Annotated in this window: 12 protein-coding genes and 1 pseudogene; 5 read left to right on the forward strand and 8 right to left on the reverse strand. The window is 58.5% G+C overall.

Annotated features, from left to right (window positions below):
* Positions 1–138: 138 nt before the first annotated feature.
* Positions 139–1,359 (reverse strand): aspartate aminotransferase family protein, encoded by a 1,221-nt coding sequence (locus tag EJA72_RS20015; protein WP_157713103.1) that lies wholly within the window; start codon positions 1,357–1,359, stop codon positions 139–141.
* A 288-nt stretch (positions 1,360–1,647) separates the two neighbouring features.
* On the opposite strand from EJA72_RS20015, the gene EJA72_RS20020 reads away from it, so the two are divergent.
* On the forward strand, positions 1,648–6,366 hold the full coding sequence (locus EJA72_RS20020; RefSeq protein ID WP_157713104.1) for a dermonecrotic toxin domain-containing protein: 4,719 nt from the start codon (positions 1,648–1,650) through the stop codon (positions 6,364–6,366).
* 8 nt (positions 6,367–6,374) lie between these two features.
* Here EJA72_RS20020 and argR read toward each other — a convergent pair whose 3' ends face one another.
* The 7 genes from argR to acs all read right to left on the reverse strand — a co-directional run bounded on the left by argR (position 6,375) and on the right by acs (position 14,412).
* The gene (gene argR / locus EJA72_RS20025) at positions 6,375–7,355 is read right to left on the reverse strand and encodes a transcriptional regulator ArgR (protein WP_157713105.1); all 981 of its coding nucleotides are present in this window, start codon (positions 7,353–7,355) and stop codon (positions 6,375–6,377) included.
* A gap of 247 nt (positions 7,356–7,602) precedes the next feature.
* On the reverse strand, positions 7,603–8,367 hold the full coding sequence (locus tag EJA72_RS20030; RefSeq protein ID WP_157713106.1) for an ABC transporter ATP-binding protein: 765 nt from the start codon (positions 8,365–8,367) through the stop codon (positions 7,603–7,605).
* A 27-nt stretch (positions 8,368–8,394) separates the two neighbouring features.
* Complete coding sequence (locus EJA72_RS20035) at positions 8,395–9,507, reverse strand: M14 family metallopeptidase (RefSeq protein WP_157713107.1); 1,113 nt, start codon at positions 9,505–9,507, stop codon at positions 8,395–8,397.
* Between the two features lies 1 nt (position 9,508).
* Positions 9,509–10,207, reverse strand: coding sequence for an ABC transporter permease (locus EJA72_RS20040; protein ID WP_157713108.1), 699 nt, complete (start codon positions 10,205–10,207; stop codon positions 9,509–9,511).
* Positions 10,204–10,893 carry an ABC transporter permease gene (locus EJA72_RS20045; protein ID WP_007951063.1) on the reverse strand — a complete coding sequence of 230 codons (690 nt, stop codon included), beginning with the start codon at positions 10,891–10,893 and terminating at the stop codon, positions 10,204–10,206. Before EJA72_RS20045 ends, EJA72_RS20040 begins: the two co-directional genes overlap by 4 nt.
* Before the next feature lie 90 nt (positions 10,894–10,983).
* Entirely contained in the window at positions 10,984–11,757 is a 774-nt protein-coding gene (locus EJA72_RS20050) for an ABC transporter substrate-binding protein (protein ID WP_090187130.1), read from the reverse strand.
* Positions 11,758–12,456: 699 nt separating this feature from the next.
* The gene (acs, locus tag EJA72_RS20055) at positions 12,457–14,412 is read right to left on the reverse strand and encodes an acetate--CoA ligase (protein ID WP_157713109.1); all 1,956 of its coding nucleotides are present in this window, start codon (positions 14,410–14,412) and stop codon (positions 12,457–12,459) included.
* A gap of 157 nt (positions 14,413–14,569) precedes the next feature.
* Here acs and EJA72_RS29340 point away from each other — a divergent pair.
* The 4 genes and pseudogenes from EJA72_RS29340 to EJA72_RS20070 all read left to right on the forward strand — a co-directional run.
* Positions 14,570–14,647: pseudogene (locus tag EJA72_RS29340) on the forward strand (YqgE/AlgH family protein); the annotation flags it as partial.
* A gap of 249 nt (positions 14,648–14,896) precedes the next feature.
* On the forward strand, positions 14,897–15,160 hold the full coding sequence (locus EJA72_RS20060) for a DUF2790 domain-containing protein (RefSeq protein WP_157713110.1): 264 nt from the start codon (positions 14,897–14,899) through the stop codon (positions 15,158–15,160).
* A 187-nt stretch (positions 15,161–15,347) separates the two neighbouring features.
* A complete protein-coding gene (locus tag EJA72_RS20065) occupies positions 15,348–15,662 on the forward strand; it encodes a hypothetical protein (RefSeq protein ID WP_157713111.1) in 315 nt (104 codons plus the stop codon).
* 517 nt (positions 15,663–16,179) lie between these two features.
* Positions 16,180–17,430, forward strand: a complete 1,251-nt coding sequence (locus EJA72_RS20070; protein WP_157713112.1) for a ribonucleotide-diphosphate reductase subunit beta — start codon at positions 16,180–16,182, stop codon at positions 17,428–17,430.
* Positions 17,431–17,742 lie beyond the last annotated feature (312 nt).

The raw sequence follows: 17,742 nt of genomic DNA on the forward strand, positions 1-17,742 counted from the left end.
CGAGCTTGCTCGCGATGGTGGGTCAGTCACATTGGTGTCGACTGACACTCCATCGCGAGCAAGCTCGCTCCTACAGAAAAGCGGGTACGGCGTAAAAAATTGGTTCGACGCCTGAAGGGTCAGGCGTCGAAGGGTCTATCAGGCTTGCGTCAGTTTCGCTGCAGCGCGTTCGAAACGGTCCAGGCCGGCATCGATGTCGGCGTCTTCCACCACCAGGCTTGGCGCGAAACGCACCACGTCCGGGCCGGCTTGCAGGACCATCAGGCCTTCACGCTCGGCGGCGTTGAAGACGTCCTTGGCCTTGCCTTTCCAGGCATCGCTCAGTACGCAACCGATCAACAGGCCCATGCCACGCACTTGGGTGAACAGGCCGTACTTCTCGCCGATCTGCTCCAGGCGAGCCTTGAACTTGTCGTGTTTTGCATTGACGCCGGCCAGCACTTCAGGGGTGTTGATCACGTCGATCACGGCTTCGGCAACAGCACACGCCAGCGGGTTGCCGCCATAGGTGGTGCCGTGGGTGCCCACGACCAGGTGCTTGGCCAGCGCTTCGGTGGTCAGCATCGCGGCGATCGGGAAACCACCGCCCAGGCTCTTCGCGCTGGTCAGGATGTCCGGGATCACGCCGTAATGCTGGTAGGCAAACAGATGGCCGGTACGGCCCATGCCGGTCTGCACTTCGTCGAAAATCAGCAGCGCGTTGTGCGCGTTGCACAGGTCACGGGCGCCTTGCAGGTATTCGAGTTCGGCCGGGATCACACCGCTTTCGCCCTGGATCGGTTCTAGGATGACTGCACAGGTCTTGTCGGAAATGGCCGCTTTCAGCGCCGACAGATCGTTGTACGGCACGTGGGTGATGCCGGTGATTTTCGGACCGAAGCCGTCGGAATATTTCGGCTGGCCACCGACGTTCACGGTGAACAGGGTACGTCCGTGGAAGCTGTTGACGGTCGCGATGATTTCGTACTTCTCGGTGCCGGCACGGTCGAAACCGACGCGACGGGCCAGCTTGAGGGCGGCCTCGTTGGCTTCGGCGCCGGAGTTGCAGAAGAATGCACGCTCGGCAAACGTCGCATTGATCAGCTTATGCGCCAGGCGCAGTGCCGGCTCATTGGTAAACACGTTGGACACGTGCCACAGCTTGTTCGCTTGTTCGGTCAAGGCACCGACCAGCGCCGGGTGCGCATGGCCCAATACGTTGACGGCGATCCCGCCGGCGAAGTCGATCAGCTCGCGACCAGACTGGTCCCAGACGCGGGAACCGGCGCCACGCACAGGGATGAATGCGGCAGGCGCATAGTTGGGAACCATTACCTGGTCGAAATCGGCGCGTTCTACCGCAGCGTGCTCAACGGACATCGGAGTCTCCTGAAGAGGAACACCCGCCTGAAACTGGCGAGCGATGGGGGGATTGTAAGGACAGTTTTCAGCCCGGCCTTGCCGCCAAGCGACAACTTCTTATAGCGCAAACCCCGGTTTCAGCCGGGTTTACGGCAATGCGACATATACCGTCGCAAAGGCGCAGTTTAAACCGCTGGCACAGGTTATAGGCAGGCTTGTCGAGCAGTGCGGTAAATATGTACCGCACAGGGTGCTTCATTGTTTGTTTTCCTTTGGCCTCCCTCCAATCGCTAAAGGACTAGCGCAATGATTCAGCACGACCCCGAGCTTACGACCCAGCCAGACGCGCATTTCCAGCATGCGTTTCACAATTTGCCCGCCTGGGTAACAACTGCATCCCCCGCGACACGCCTCGCACTGAAGAGCGCCCGGCTCGACTTCCCCGACTGGCACGCTCAGGCAACCCGTGAGCAACATCAATCACTGAAAGCGGCCACCACGGAATACCTGACCCAACGCAACCAGCTGGAGTCGCGGCTGAACAAACTGCAAAACGTTCGGGACTTTGCCGAACCGCTGCTGAGTGACGCATTGAAAACCCGGTACGGCCTGGAACTGGACGTCAAAACCACTTTCCTGCGCCTGTATATCCCGCAGACCATCCCGTGGTTTCCGGTCAAGACCGGTGCCGCTCGTACCTGGACGGTCTCGCTGCTCGACGCCGCCCTGCACAACTTTCAGTCTTCAGAGACTGAAACCAGTGCCTACGAAACCGACTCGACGTTCATCACCGAACCTTCCCCCGCCGGGCATTTCGATACGTTGCCGGCGATTAAACGCCAACTCTCCATTCAAAACTTCACCCGTTTGTGCAGGGAACTGGATATCGGCGGTCGATACGAAGCGCACCTCAAGGAAAACCTGGGGTTTACCGATGCGGTCGCTGCGGCTGTGTTGAAATCGAATGTCATCAAAACGCACAAGGCAGCACTTCGTTCCGCCCTGCAACTGGCCCAGACCCGGAAGGACCTGCCGGCTGATGCCTGCCGTTCGATTCTCGACCTGATGGAAGGCCGCGAAAACGTGGGGCTGGATGATTGGCTACTGCACTGCCACGACCTGAAAATAATGTCTTCATCGCTGACGGGCATCGTGATTTTCGCACCGAAACTCGGGCTCATGCCCCAACGCTCGCGGATCATCGCTTACATCCCGGACGATCCGGAACATCCGCTCAAGCAATACCCCGACACCCTGTCGTTCATGACAGAACTGACCCGCAAACTGCGCGCTCCGGCTTATCAGGCGTTCTTCAGCCGGTTTGTCGATCATCAGGAAAGAGGGCACTTTTTCGCGGACCTCAACAGCCGTCTACGCGCCGTGACCTGGCATGAACACACGCGCGGTGATCCGTTGCCAAGCTGGCGTGATACCCCCGTCGAAAAACCTAACCTGCAGTTCTCGATAAGCCAGATCAGAAACAATCTGTGGGCCCACCTCTACCAACAGCAACTGAACAAGATACTCAATGACGCACGCACCCAGGCCGTCTCTACCGCCAGTGCCGACCGGGCGGCACGATGGGCGGCGTGGGACGCCTTTAGCAATGTCGCCGAAAAGGTCCTGGAAGTTGCGTCGTTCGTTGCCCTGCCCTTTGTGCCTTTTCTGGGCGAGTTGATGCTGACCTACATGGCGTACCAGGTGCTCGACGATACCTTCGAAGGCGTCATCGACTGGGCCGAAGGCTTGAAGACCGAAGCGTTCGGCCACTTGATGACAATCGTCGAGACGGTCGTTGAAGTGGGGACCTTCGCGATGGGTGGTGCGCTCGCTGCCGGTGCCTTCAGCCGTCTGCTCTCGCGCGAAGCGGTTGCGCTGATCGATCCGCTCAAACCCATCGCGACGCCAGAAGGGAAAACCCGTTACTGGAAGCCGGATCTTGCGCCTTATGAACAGACGCTGCGCCTGCCCGACGGGGTAAAACCTGATCCATCAGGTCTCTATCACCATCAGGAAAAAACGCTTCTGCCCCTGGAGGGGAAACTCTACGCCGTAAAACTGGACAGCGAGTCCGGACGGTTCCTGATTCAGCATCCGGATCGGGCCGATGCTTATCAGCCCCCTTTGCGGCACAACCAGCATGGCGCCTGGCAAACATCTCTGGACCAACCGTTGACGTGGAACCGGGAAACCGTGATGCGCCGCCTCGGTCACAGCGTCGAGTCGTTCACCAGCGCCGAGCGCGAGCAAATCCTGCAGATCAGCGGTTTTCACGAGAACGTGCTGCGCGAAACCCACGTCGAGAATCACCGCCCACCTTCGCTGCTGACCGACACCATCAAACGCTTCCAGATCGACCGCGACATTCAGGCCTTGATCGAGCAACACCGCAGCGACCATCCTGATTACGATCAGGCCATGAACCAGCGCAAATCGCTCTTCCAGTCTCGCTACCAAGCACTGGAAAAACCCGCAGGCCGGCAGGTTCAACTGCTGCTCGACGACGTACGGGGTTTACCAACCGACGCAGCACAAGAACTGGTGAGCAATGCATCGAGCACCGAGCTGATGCAACTGAACAACGGTCGAGTGCCACAGCGTCTCAAGGACGTCGCACTGAAAGCGTTGGAAGCGGTGCGCGTTGCCAGAGCGTACGAGGGTTTCTATCTCGAGGGCATGGACTCCACCGATACCCATCGCCTGGCGCTGCACAGCCTCGAATCGTTGCCCGGCTGGCCCCCCGCTGATATACGGATCGAAGTCAGGGAGTATTCCCATGACGGAATCTTGCGCGACAGCATTGGCGAGCCCGATGCGACAAACCTCAAAATATTGGTGCAAGCAGAGGACTTCACTTATCAGGTCCACGGGAACAATGAGCGGCCCGGTGATTTTTATCAGGCCATTCTGGACTCATTACCTGAGGCACAACGCAACGCCATGGGGTTTTCGGCCGAAGACGGCCCAGCACTCAAAGTGCGCATCGCCGAGCAGGCAACAAGCAAACCGCAACTGCGCACGCTGTTCGCGAAAAACCCGATTCGAAAACCGTTCTACGACCCCACGACCATGCGTTTGCCCGGGGGCACAGAGGGTTATGCCCGCAGCGGCAATCCAACGCCCACGCTCGATGAACGGGTTCGCGCGGTTTATCCCAGCCTGACCCAGGAAGAACTGCAACCATTGGTCACGGGTTTACAGAGCCATCCTGATGGCGCTCGCGTCGAGCTTTCTCGCCTGTACAACGAACTGGAGCGACTGCATCGCGACCTGGACAACTGGATAAGCAACGCCCCGAGCATTCACCCCGAAACCCGTCTCCCGCTGAGCGATCTGGAGTTCCAGGGCCAGCAGCACAATCGACGGTTGCTGGCGCAAGAAATCCAGCGTAGCTGGCGCAGGCAATCACCCCGGGACCTGGATTCAGCGGACGGTGGTAATCGATACACGCTGAGGTTCGCGGAACCGATTCTGGGCGATCTGCCAGTCCTGACGGCCGACTTCAGCCACGTCTCGCTGCTTGCCCTTGAAGGTAGCCATGCCGAGCAAGGTCTTCACGGCTTTCTGCAAGGTTTCGAGGGGCTTCGTCGACTTGATTTACGCCGGTTCTCGTTGAGCACCCTGCCCGATGCGATTCCTCAGATGGCCAATCTAGATGCGTTGCTGCTCAACGACTGCGCAATCACGTTCGACGCCGCCAACTGGTCAAGGCTGTCTTCATTGAAAAAACTGGTGATGCTGGACCTGTTCCGCAATCCGTTCGACACGGTTCCCGGTATTCAGTCCATGCCAGAACTGGTGCACCTGGACCTGAGCGAAACAGGCCTGACAAGGATTCCCGACAGCGCCCTGCGCCACCCCAAGCTCGACACGCTTATGCTGACGAACAACCAGATTACCGAGCTGCCTCCCGGGATACTCGACAGCGTCGCCTACGAAAAGCGCGGCGTGCACCTCTCAAACAATCCGCTCGCCGACAGCGCCCGAGAACTGATCAAGCTTCATTACCTCGAAAACTCATACGACCTGGGCGTTCTTGCCCCCGAGACAGATATCGAACGCGTCAGGGCGCTTTACCCGAACCTGGAGGTTGAGCAAGCCAGTGAGTTCGTCTACGAATTGCCCGGCACACTGGCGGATGGCCGAGTGGAGCTGAGCAATCTGGAAGCAGAACTGGCCCAGTTAAGTAACGATCTGGCGGCATGGACAGCGGATGTGCCAGCGCTCCACCCGCGCACGGGCGAACCGTTCAATGAGCGCCAACTGTTTGTCGAGCACGCCAACCGCGACGAATTCAAGCAAGCGCTGGAACGATGCTGGCGGCATGACACCGAACTGGACGATTTCAATGAGTTGCTTGAGCCAACGTTTGAACTGGTCATCAGCCCCCGAATAACCGGGGAGTTACCGACGCTAAGTGCAGACTTCAGCCATGTCTCGTCGCTGGAGCTGCAAAGTGTCGAGGGTGTGACTCGTATCGGACGCTTCCTAGAATCATTCCCCAACCTCAGAAGCCTGAGGCTGCGAGAGTGCAACCTTGGCGACATTCCCGAAGCGGTGTTCAAGATGGGACGACTGCGATCACTGTCACTGCCCGACTGCCGCATCAGTTTGTCCACTGAATCCGCAAGCGCATTAGCGGGAATGGAGCAGCTCGACTACCTGGATCTGAGCCTCAACCCCTTGGGGCTGACGCCCGACCTCAGCCAAATGCCGGGGCTCGCCACCGTTCTGCTGCCTGAGACCGGCATCACCGAAATCCCTCGCGGCCTGCTCCAACTGCAGGAACTGGATTGGGCCGATCTCAGTGAAAATGCCATCACTGAGGTCCCGAGCGACATCATGGAATTGTCCATGGACGTGGCCGAGAACATCAGCCTTCGCGGCAATCCGTTTTCCGAGGAAAGTGTGTTGCGACTGATCGACTATTACGAGAGCACGGGCACCGATTTCGGTGTGGAAGAAGTGATCAATCGAGGTGAGATGCACATTTCGTCCACGGACGGGTCCGAAGTCGACGAATAAGGCCGCGGTCAGCCCCGTTCCGACGGCACCGACGACAACTCGAACGGACTGCTGCTACGCCGCTGGTTGCGATCTTCCCGCGGCGTGGCACCGAAGAAGTTGCGGTAGGCGCTGGAGAAATGCGGCCCTGAAGAGAAGCCACACGACAGGCCGATCTGAATGATCGACTTGCTGGTTTGCATCAACATTTGCCGGGCCTTGTTCAGGCGCAATTCCAGGTAGTACTGGCTCGGCACGCGGTTGAGGTATTGCTTGAAGATGCGTTCCAGCTGCCGGCGGGAAACGCACACATGCTGGGCGATTTCGTCGGTGGTCAGCGGTTCTTCGATGTTGGCTTCCATCAGCAACACCGCCTGGGTGAGCTTCGGATGGCTGGAGCCGAGACGATTCTGCAACGGGATGCGCTGGCGTTCGCCGCCTTCGCGGATTCGCTCGACCACCAGTTCTTCGGACACGGCGCCGGCCAGTTCCGCACCGTGATCACGGGCCAGCACGGCCAGCAGCAGATCGAGTACGGACATGCCGCCGCATGCGGTCAGGCGATCGCGATCCCAGTCGAACAGATGGCTGGTGGCGATGACTTTCGGGAAACGTTCGGCGAAATCGTCCTGCCAGCGCCAGTGAACTGCGGCGCGATAACCATCGAGCAAACCGAGCTGTGCCAACGGGTAGACACCGGCGGATAAACCACCGATCACGCAACCGGCCCGCACCAGTTGTTTCAACGAACTGCTAAGCGCCGGCGCGAGGGTGGTCGGCGGCTCATCGGCGAGCAGGAACAGTTTCTGGAAGTTTTCGAGCTTGCCGGTCCACGGCTCTCCCGGCAATTGCCAGGCACCTTCGGCCGGCGGCTCGGCCTGCAGGAACGACAGTTCGTAGACCACGTCCGGATGCACACGCTGGGCAACACGCAAGGCCTCCTCAGCCAGCGCAAGCGTCAGTGCTTTAGTGCTGGGCCAAATCAGGAAACCAATTCGATGGGCAGTCATGGGCGGGCAATCCGAAGCGAAGAACAGTGATGAAGGCATGGGCCAATGCTAGCCCGTAAATGAACGCACATCTAAAAACCAACAAAGATCAAATGTGGGAGCTGGCTTGCCGGCGATGTCGGTTTATCTGTACCAGAGATGTAATCTGACACACCGCCATCGCCGGCAGGCCAGCTCCCACAAGGGATCGGGGGTGGCCTCTAAATCGCGAAGCATGCACTATCCCGGTGCACAACGGCAGTCCTGATTACTTCAGGCTGCCCGAGAGGAATTGCTGCAGGCGTTCGGACTGTGGATTGACCAGCACTTCACGCGGGTTGCCGCTTTCTTCGACGACACCTTTGTGAAGGAACACCAGCTGGTTCGACACTTCACGGGCGAAGCCCATTTCGTGGGTCACCACCACCATGGTCCGGCCTTCGAGGGCCAGGGCCTGCATCACTTTCAGCACGTCGCCGACCAGTTCCGGGTCGAGGGCCGAGGTCGGTTCGTCGAACAGCATCACCTCGGGTTCCATCGCCAGTGCACGGGCAATCGCCACGCGCTGCTGCTCGCCACCGGACATGTGGCCCGGGTAAGCGTCCTTGCGATGTGCCACGCCTACCTTGTTCAGGTAGTGCTCGGCCTTGTCGCGGGCTTCGGCCTTGGACATGCCGAGCACGTGGACCGGTGCTTCCATGATGTTTTCCAGCGCAGTCATGTGTGACCACAGGTTGAAATGCTGGAACACCATCGACAGGCGCGAACGCATGCGTTGCAGCTGCTTCGGGTCGGCCGCTTTCATCGCGCCGTCCTTGTTTGCCACCAGTTTCAGCTCTTCGTTGTTGAGCAGAATCCGGCCAGCGTGCGGCTGCTCCAGCAGGTTGATGCAGCGCAGGAAGGTACTTTTGCCGGAGCCACTGGAGCCGATGATGCTGATCACATCGCCAGCCGCCGCTTTCAGGGACACGCCCTTGAGCACTTCGTGACTGCCATAGCGTTTATGCAGGTCTTGGACTTCAAGTTTGTACATGCGGTCGGTTCTCACAAAAACAGTCAGTCAGTCGTTGAGCAAGCGCCCGTGACGCAGCGCTTCGCGCCCCGCCACCTTGGCCAGCCAGAAACCGGGTTGGGCATAACGCAGCCGTTCAATGGCAAACAGCACCCCGGACGTACCAGCACACACCGTGCTGACCCGATCCGATAACGGATCGATCACTTCGAAAATCTCGTCGCCGGCGTCAATCCATTCGCCCGGCTTACGCAGGAAACTGATCACGCCCGGATGCGGCGCGAACAACAATTCGGTGCCTTCGAACGGCATGCCTTCGCAAGGGTCTTGCGCAGGTTTCGGCCATTCGCCGCTAATCAAGCCTTGCTCGGCGAGGAACGCCAGAATGCCTTCGGCGTAAGCCTCGGCGTCCGCGCGGCCGGTATCGGCCTGGCCCCCTAATTCAATGGTAGTCGCCAGACAGGCCAGTGGAATCTGCGCATCCGGGAACTGACGCGACAGACGCAGCCACGGCAGCGAGCAGGCTTCGTCGAAGGAACTGCCACCGGAATCTTCCGCCAGCAAACCCACCTTCACATTCAGGTGCGCGGCCAGGGAACGCCATTGCGGCCAGTGTTGCGGCAACGCATACATGTGCAGCGCGGCTTCGGCGTCGCAGTGCAGATCCAGCACCACATCGGCGGTGCAGGCATGGCTGAGCAACACGCGTTGCATGCCTTGCAACTGACTGCTCGCCTCGGGCAATGCCGCGAGGTGATCGCTCATGGCCTGACGGATCAAGCGGATATTGGCGTGCGGATCATCGCCCAGATGCCCATCCAGCGCAGCGGCCACGGGCGCGCTCAGCTCGACGAAATCGCGGTTGAAATTCTTGCCGCTGCCCGCTTCGAAACGCCCTTGATGACTGCCTTGCAGCAATTGACCGAGGCCCAGTGGATTGGCCACCGGCACCAGCTCGATCACGCCGTTGAGCAAGCCTTGAGCCTCGAGTTCGGCCAGGCGCTTTTTCAGCTCCCAGGCCGTGCGCATGCCTGGCAATTCGTCGGCGTGCAGGCTGGCCTGGATGTAGGCCTTGCGCTCGCCGCTACCAAAGCGGAACACCGAAATCTGGCGTTCGCTACCGAGGTGGCTCCACGGCAATGGATGATCGATGCGTTCCATATCAGTGCTTCCGCGGGGCCAGATAGCCCAGCCAGCGGCGCTCGGCCAGTTTGAACAGCTTCACCAGGATGAAGGTCAGGCACAGGTAGAACACGCCGGCGGTGATGTAGGCTTCGAACGGCAAGTAGAACTGGGCGTTGACCGTGCGCGCGGCACCGGTGATGTCGATCAGGGTCACGATGGACGCCAGGCTGGTGGTCTGCAGCATCATGATCACTTCGTTGCTGTACTGCGGCAGCGCCCGGCGCAGGGCCGATGGCAGCAGAATCCGCTTGTACATCTTGAAGCGCGACATGCCCATCGCCTTGGCCGCTTCGATCTCACCGTTCGGCGTAGCGCGCAGGCTGCCGGCGATGATTTCAGCAGTGTAGGCGCTGGTGTTGATCGCGAACGCCAGGCACGCACAGAACGTCGCGCTGGACAGCCATGGCCACAGGAAGCTTTCACGCACGGCTTCGAATTGCGCCAGACCGTAGTAGATCAAAAACAGCTGCACCAGCATCGGTGTGCCGCGGATCACGTAGGTGTAGAGCCAGGCCGTCATGTTGACGACCGCGTTCTTGGAGACGCGCATCAGCCCCAGCGGCAACGCACACAACAGGCCGAAGAACAGCGACAGCGCGAGCAACTTGAGGGTGGTCACCAGGCCGCCGAGGTACAGCGGCAGGGCCTCCCAAATGACGTTGTAGTCGAAGATCATAGATCAGCCGCCCTTACGCCTACCGAGTAGCGCTTCTCAAGGTGACGCAATGCCAGCAACGAGACGCTGGTGATCACCAGGTACATCGCCGCCACTGCGAGGAAGAAGGTGAAAGGCTCGCGGGTGGCATCTGCCGCCTGCTTGGCCTTGAACATCATGTCTTGCAGACCGACCACCGAAATCAGCGCGGTGGCCTTGGTCAGTACCAGCCAGTTGTTGGTAAAGCCCGGAATCGCCAAGCGAATCATCTGTGGCACCAACACCCGGAAGAACACCTGAAAACTGCTCATGCCGTACGCCATGCCGGCTTCTGCCTGACCTTTCGGGATCGCCATGAAGGCGCCACGGAACGTCTCCGACAGGTACGCACCGAAGATGAAGCCCAGGGTGCCGATACCGGCGGCCAACGGGTTCAGGTCGATGTAATCGTCATAGCCCAGCATCGGTGCGACGCGGTTGAGCAGGTCCTGACCGCCGTAGAAAATCAGCAGGATCAGCACCAGGTCGGGAATACCGCGGATCACCGTGGAATACAGATCGCCCAGCCACGCCAGCCAGCGCACCGGCGAAAGACGCAGCGCAACGCCGATCAGACCCAGAACGATGGCCAGGGCCATGGACGACAAGGCGAGCTGAAGCGTCAACCATGCGCCATCGAGGATGACAGCCCCGTAGCCTTTCAACATGATTCAGGTCCTCGAAAGTTGGGATGAAAAAATGGCGCAAACCTCAGAGATCCTGTTGCTTGCGCCATTCGGGCTTGTCGCCGGGACGTGTTACTTGCCGTAGATATCGAAGGCGAAGTACTTGTCCTGGATTTGCTTGTACTTGCCGTTCTCGCGAATGGCAGCGATCGCGGTGTTGATCTTGTCTTTCAGCGCGTCGCCCTTGCGAACCGCGATGCCTACGCCGTCGCCGAAGTATTTGACGTCGGTGAAGGCCGGACCAACGAACGCGAAGCCTTTGCCGGCGTCGGTTTTCAGGAAACCGTCATCCAGCAGCGTAGCGTCTGCCACGGTGCCGTCGAGGCGACCGGCAGCCACGTCGAGGTAAATTTCGTTCTGCGAACCGTACGGCTTGATCTCGGCACCCAGCGGGGCCAGGACTTCGCGGGCGAAACGCTCGTGGATCGAACCACGTTGCACGCCGATGTTCTTGCCCTTCAGCTCAGCCAGGCTGTCGCTGACCGGAGTGCCGGCCTTCATGACCAGGCGCGCCGGGGTGTTGTAGTACTTGTTGGTGAAGTCCACGGACTTCTTGCGGTCTTCAGTGATCGACATGGACGACAGGATCGCGTCGATCTTGCGCACTTTGAGTGCAGGGATCAGACCGTCGAACTCTTGCTCGACCCAGACGCACTTGACCTGCATCTGCTCGCACAGGGCGTTGCCGATGTCGTAGTCGAAACCAACGATGCTGCCGTCCGGTGCTTTGGAAGCGAACGGAGGGTAAGCCGCTTCGATACCGATTTTCAGAGGTTTTTCATCGGCGAAGGTTGGCAGGGACAGCACGGACAGTGCCAGGGCGCCAAGCAGCACGAGTTTCTTCATCTTGGGACTCCATCGGTAAAGGGCTAAAACGGCAGAGTGAGCGACGGCCCAATATGCGAGTGAGTGGAACCTGAAAGCGTTGCCGCGCTGCAGGAATCGCGCTTTTTTTTAAACGCGAGCAACAACGAGCGAGTGATCGGCATTCTAACGACAGGCCCGAAGCCGATATTTCTTCAATGCGACAACAAATTACAGAAGCACCGAGAAAGCCGCTTGGGCGCGTTGACAGCTCTGCAAATTCATGCAAGAGCAAAAGACAGTGAACCGATATACATAGCAAATTGCGGGCCTATTATTGGCAAAGCCTTCTAATCCGGCAAGTGCAGCGTGGGTTCTTATTTTTGGCGGGACGTATGGGTGCGCTGATGCGGGGCTTTGCGTTTCCCATCGCCCCGTATCGGCGCGGGCGGTTACACATTCAGTTACTTGAAGGGTGGCGGGTAACAGTGGGAAATGGGCTGCGGGGGAAGCCGATAATTATTGGCTGGGGTTTATGGGGTGTTCGATAGATCGCCATCGCGAGCAGGCTCACTCCTACAGGGGATCTGCGTCTGGCACGCAATCTTCATCCACTGGAGATCCACTGTGGGAGTGAGCCTGCTCGCGATGAGGCCCTATCAGGCAACACAAAACCATCAGCCAATAAAAAACCCCACCAGGCTCAACACCTGGCAGGGGTTTAATAACGCCAAACGCTACTTACGCAACATTCATCGTCTTGTGCGTATCAATCAAATGCTGCACCACACCCGGGTCCGCCAAGGTCGAAATATCGCCCAATCCATCGTACTCAGCCGTCGCAATCTTGCGCAGAATCCGGCGCATGATCTTGCCCGAACGCGTCTTCGGCAGCCCCGGCGCCCACTGAATTACATCTGGCGAAGCAATCGGGCCGATCTCTTTACGCACCCAGTTTTTCAGTTCCAGACGCAGCTGCTCGCTCGGCTCTTCGCCACCAATCAACGTGACATAGACATAAATGCCCTGCCCCTTGATGTCGTGCGGCACGCCGACTACGGCAGCCTCGGCGACTTTCGGGTGCGCAACCATCGCGCTTTCGATTTCGGCGGTGCCCATGCGGTGGCCGGAGACGTTCAGCACATCATCCACGCGACCGGTGATCCAGTAATAACCGTCCTCGTCACGACGCGCACCGTCACCGGTGAAGTACATGCCACGGAAGGTCTTGAAGTAAGTGTCGACGAAACGATCATGGTCGCCATACAACGTGCGCGCCTGGCCTGGCCACGAATCGAGAATCACCAGGTTGCCCTCGGTAACGCCTTCGAGAATGTTGCCCAGGTTGTCCACCAGTGCCGGCACCACGCCGAAGAATGGACGCGCCGCCGAACCCGGCTTCAGGCCATGCGCACCCGGCAACGGGCTCATCATGTTGCCGCCGGTTTCGGTCTGCCACCAGGTATCGACGATCGGGCAACGGGATTGACCGACGTTCTTGTAATACCAGTCCCACGCTTCCGGGTTGATCGGCTCACCCACCGAACCCAGCAGGCGCAGGCTGCTGCCATCAGCGCCTTCAACGGCTGCAGTGCCCGCCGCCATCATGGCGCGGATCGCGGTCGGCGCGGTGTAGAGGATGTTGACCTTGTGCTTGTCGACGATCTTCGCCACCCGGGTGATGTCCGGGTAGTTCGGCACGCCTTCGAACAGCACGGTGGTCGCGCCGTTGGCCAGCGGGCCGTAGACGATGTACGTGTGACCAGTGACCCAGCCGACGTCGGCGGTGCACCAGTAGATTTCGCCCGGGCGGTAGTCGAACACGCGCTCATGGGTCATGGCGGCGTACAGCAAGTAACCGCCGGTGGTGTGTTGTACGCCCTTCGGTTTGCCGGTCGAACCGGAGGTGTAAAGGATGAACAGCGCTTCTTCGGCGCCCATCTCTTTCGGTGCACACACGGTGCCGGCCACTTTCATCAGGTCTTCAAACCAGATGTCGCGATGCTGGTTCCACTTGATGTCGCCACCGGTGCGCTTGCACACGATGACTTTCTGGATGCTGCTGGTTTCCGGGTTGGTCAGCGCATCGTCGACGTTGGACTTGAGCGGGATTTTCTTGCCGGCACGAATACCTTCGTCTGCGGTGATCACCACTTTGGAGCGGCAGTCAATGATGCGACCGGCCAGGGCTTCCGGCGAGAAACCACCGAACACCACCGAGTGAATCGCGCCGATCCGGGTGCAGGCCAGCATGGCGACCACGGCTTCGGGAATCATCGGCATATAGATAGTCACCACGTCGCCACGGTGCACATCCTGGCCGCGCAAGGCGTTGGCAAACTTGCAGACTTGTTCGTGCAGCTCGCGGTAGGTGATGTTGCGACTTTCGGCAGGGTCATCCCCTTCCCAAATGATCGCGACTTGATCGCCGCGCTCGGCCAGATGACGGTCGAGGCAGTTGTAGGAAACGTTCAGGGTGCCGTCGGCAAACCATTTGATGTCGACATGGTGATCGTCGAAAGAAGTCTGTTTCACCGTGGTGAAAGGCTTGATCCAGTCGAGGCGCTTGGCTTGCTCGCGCCAGAAGCCGTCAGGGTTGACGACCGACTGCTGGTACATGGCTTTGTAGGTTGCCTCGTCGGTCAGCGTGTTGGCTGCTACCTCGGGACGAACGGGATACAGAGAAGCCGCACTCATCTTTCTTACCTCGGTGAAATAGTTGTTTTTGTATGACTCCGTTGTAGCCGGGCCGGGGCTATAGAACCATTCGACGATGGTAGTAACAAGCCCCTACAAAACATCGTGATAAGCCCACCCGGACACACGCGCCCCTGTAGGAGCGAGCCTGCTCGCGATGGTCGTCAACGATAACGCGCCCCTCCTGACACCCCGTGGCGCTCTCAGGTTTATCGCCAGCAAACTGGCTCCTACAAGGTCAGCATCTGCCCACCAACACGTTATTCGGTGATTGTTACGAAAACTGTCAAAGGTGTTTATCAAAAGCCCACCTATATGAATCCCGACCCCACGCCTAAAATCCACCTCGCCAACAAGGCAAACCCTGATTAACCAAGTTACAGCCCCCACGAAGGCAGTTAATCAAACACCCGGTAATGAAGTTCCACACGCAACCCCAAAAAGGTTGCGTGACCCCACTCGACCTCTAAAAGGTAAAACTGAAATGAAAGCTTTATTAGTTCTAGTCCTCAGCAGCCTGTGCGCAACAGCGATGGCAGACGAGGCCCAGACTGATGTCGCACAGCAACAACCCGCCGTTGAGGAATACACTTACTCCACTCACCTGGACATCGCCAAAGTTGTTTCCATGAGCGAAATCCCGAATGTGTGTGAAGTGGTACCGGCGAAAATGGAATACGACGACTCGAAAGGTCAACGCCACATTCTGAGTTACCTTGTCATGGGTAACGGCTGCTCCAACGGCTAATCCCCCGCACTCCCCCTTAACGGTTCGACCCACCCGCCTCGTTGATCAGGCAGATGAAGCGCCGGACCGTATATATCGATTTAATTGATTCTTTTAAGCATTTATTTGCGCTTTTTAATCGAATTGATCGGCGTAACATGAAATCCATACCAAGGCACACAACGCCAACGAACCTGGAGCAAACACCATGAAAACCAAACTGATCCTCGCCCTGACCCTGTCTGTGCTGGCCGCCAACACCTTCGCCGCCGACGGTTACGACCGCACCGGCTCGGCCGCTTTCACCACCGAAGCCGCTGTCGCTGCTGACGGTTACGACCACACCGGTTCGGCCTCCTTCGCCGCCGATGGTGCCGATCACGTCGGTGCAGGCAAACTGGCTTCCGATGGTTTTGATCACACTGGCGCTGCCAAAGTCGCGGCTGACGGCTCCGATCACACCGGTGCCGCCAAAGTGGCTGCCGATGGTGCCGACCACGTAGGTGCCGCTCGCCTGAGCTAATCCTCGAGCGTGACTTACAGCCCGGCTTCGGTCGGGCTTAGTTGTGTCTGGGGCCACCGAAAACCGACTCAAAACACAACATGTAGTGAAAAAACCGATTTTCTGGCTATTTTTTGAACAAAAAAGTAGTACGTCAAAATTTATAAAAAAAAATCTGCACCCGCGATCTCCAGTCAAAGCCCTATAAACCCTCGCTCCGACCGAAAAACCCTCCTTCTCGACCGCTCCGTGCGCGGATTCGCCCCACCACGGCCGCAAAAATTTCCCTATAATGCCGACTTAAACGGGCCTGCAATATTCCCTTACAGGGGATGACAGCCAGTCCGAAGCCCAGGCCGACGTCGTCAACGACTGCAGCGCCATCAGCGGCTCTCGGAACCCCGTAAAAAATTCTGTTTATTTGCCTGCGTGTACCGCTGCAAAAAACGCTATCCAACGCGGCCAGACCGGTCGTGTGAAAAACCAACCGATCAGTTTTCACACGGGCATCTGGCCCTCACGCAGGAGACGACACGTCATGCTGAGCTGGGACGAATTCGACAAAGAAGACAGCGCCGAAGCTGTGGTTAAAGGCGCCAACGCCGGCCACGCGACAGAAGCCAACATGGACCGCCTCGACACCGCTGGCGGTGTTGCCGCTCAAGAAGCTCGCGCTGTAACCGCGTCCGACTCCGCCGCCATCGCTCGCGCCAAGGCTGCCCTGGACAACCTCGACGTCGCCGAAGGCCTCGCCGAACTCGAAGGCGCCTCCGCCCGTGTCGCCGTTGACGAAAAGCGCATGATCAACTGCCGCGCCGACCTCAACCAACTCGTACCGTTCAAGTACGACTGGGCCTGGCAGAAGTATCTGGACGGTTGCGCCAACCACTGGATGCCGCAAGAAGTCAACATGACCGCCGACATCGCCCTCTGGAAAGACCCGGAAGGCCTGACCGACGACGAGCGCCGCATCGTGATGCGCAACCTCGGCTTCTTCTCCACCGCCGACTCCCTGGTTGCCAACAACCTGGTCCTGGCCGTGTACCGCCTGATCACCAACCCGGAATGCCGCCAGTACATCCTGCGCCAGGCGTTCGAAGAGGCGATCCACACCCACGCCTACCAGTACTGCATCGAATCGTTGGCCATGGATGAAGGCGAGATCTTCAACATGTACCACGAGATCCCATCGGTCGCGAAAAAAGCCACCTGGGGCCTGAAGTACACCCGCTCGATCTCCGATCCGAAGTTCGAAACCGGCACCGTCGAAACCGACAAAGAACTGCTGCGCAACCTGATCGCCTACTACTGCGTTCTGGAAGGCATCTTCTTCTACTGCGGCTTCACCCAAATCCTCTCCATGGGCCGCCGCAACAAAATGACCGGCGTCGCCGAGCAGTTCCAATACATCCTGCGCGACGAATCCATGCACCTGAACTTCGGCATCGACGTGATCAACCAGATCAAAATCGAAAACCCGCACCTGTGGGATGCCGAGATGAAGGAAGAGGCTTCGCAGATGATCCTGCAAGGCACTCAGCTTGAGATCGAATATGCGCGTGACACCATGCCTCGCGGCGTGTTGGGCATGAATGCGGCGATGATGGAGGATTACCTGAAGTTCATCGCTAACCGTCGCTTGTCGCAGATTGGTTTGAAGGAAGAGTATCCGGGGACTACGAATCCGTTCCCTTGGATGAGCGAGATTATGGACTTGAAGAAAGAGAAGAATTTCTTTGAGACTCGGGTTATTGAGTATCAGACTGGTGGGGCGCTTAGCTGGGATTAATTTCCGAGCTCGCCACGATTTGATGATTGCAATCTGAATCGTCGAATCGAAAAAGCAAAAGCCCCGATCTGATCGGGGCTTTTTTGTTGAGGAATGAATAACCCTTTTCAATCCCTACGTCGCTACGCCAAAACTCCTACAGATCTTCCAGCCACTTCCGCATTGATGCCCACTCAAAGCACCTCTAAGCTCAATTGCAGGTGCCTAAGAAACGCCCAACGTAGAAGCCACTCCGTCACACAGTAATCGCGCATGTCTCGAAGACATACGTACGATTTTCTGTTTGAAGAGAACGCTTGTTGGGATTTCTTT

Origin of the sequence: Pseudomonas sp. PB120 (assembly GCF_009761815.1) — a bacterium.
Taxonomy (GTDB): Bacteria; Pseudomonadota; Gammaproteobacteria; order Pseudomonadales; family Pseudomonadaceae; genus Aquipseudomonas.

Bases quoted from the DNA above. Each gene is read 5' to 3' on its own strand.
- EJA72_RS20015 (WP_157713103.1), bottom strand. From the start codon at position 1,359: ATGTCCGTTGAGCACGCTGCGGTAGAACGCGCCGATTTCGACCAGGTA.
- EJA72_RS20020 (WP_157713104.1), top strand. From the start codon at position 1,648: ATGATTCAGCACGACCCCGAGCTTACGACCCAGCCAGACGCGCATTTC.
- argR (WP_157713105.1), bottom strand. From the start codon at position 7,355: ATGACTGCCCATCGAATTGGTTTCCTGATTTGGCCCAGCACTAAAGCA.
- EJA72_RS20030 (WP_157713106.1), bottom strand. From the start codon at position 8,367: ATGTACAAACTTGAAGTCCAAGACCTGCATAAACGCTATGGCAGTCAC.
- EJA72_RS20035 (WP_157713107.1), bottom strand. From the start codon at position 9,507: ATGGAACGCATCGATCATCCATTGCCGTGGAGCCACCTCGGTAGCGAA.
- EJA72_RS20040 (WP_157713108.1), bottom strand. From the start codon at position 10,207: ATGATCTTCGACTACAACGTCATTTGGGAGGCCCTGCCGCTGTACCTC.
- EJA72_RS20045 (WP_007951063.1), bottom strand. From the start codon at position 10,893: ATGTTGAAAGGCTACGGGGCTGTCATCCTCGATGGCGCATGGTTGACG.
- EJA72_RS20050 (WP_090187130.1), bottom strand. From the start codon at position 11,757: ATGAAGAAACTCGTGCTGCTTGGCGCCCTGGCACTGTCCGTGCTGTCC.
- acs (WP_157713109.1), bottom strand. From the start codon at position 14,412: ATGAGTGCGGCTTCTCTGTATCCCGTTCGTCCCGAGGTAGCAGCCAAC.
- EJA72_RS20060 (WP_157713110.1), top strand. From the start codon at position 14,897: ATGAAAGCTTTATTAGTTCTAGTCCTCAGCAGCCTGTGCGCAACAGCG.
- EJA72_RS20065 (WP_157713111.1), top strand. From the start codon at position 15,348: ATGAAAACCAAACTGATCCTCGCCCTGACCCTGTCTGTGCTGGCCGCC.
- EJA72_RS20070 (WP_157713112.1), top strand. From the start codon at position 16,180: ATGCTGAGCTGGGACGAATTCGACAAAGAAGACAGCGCCGAAGCTGTG.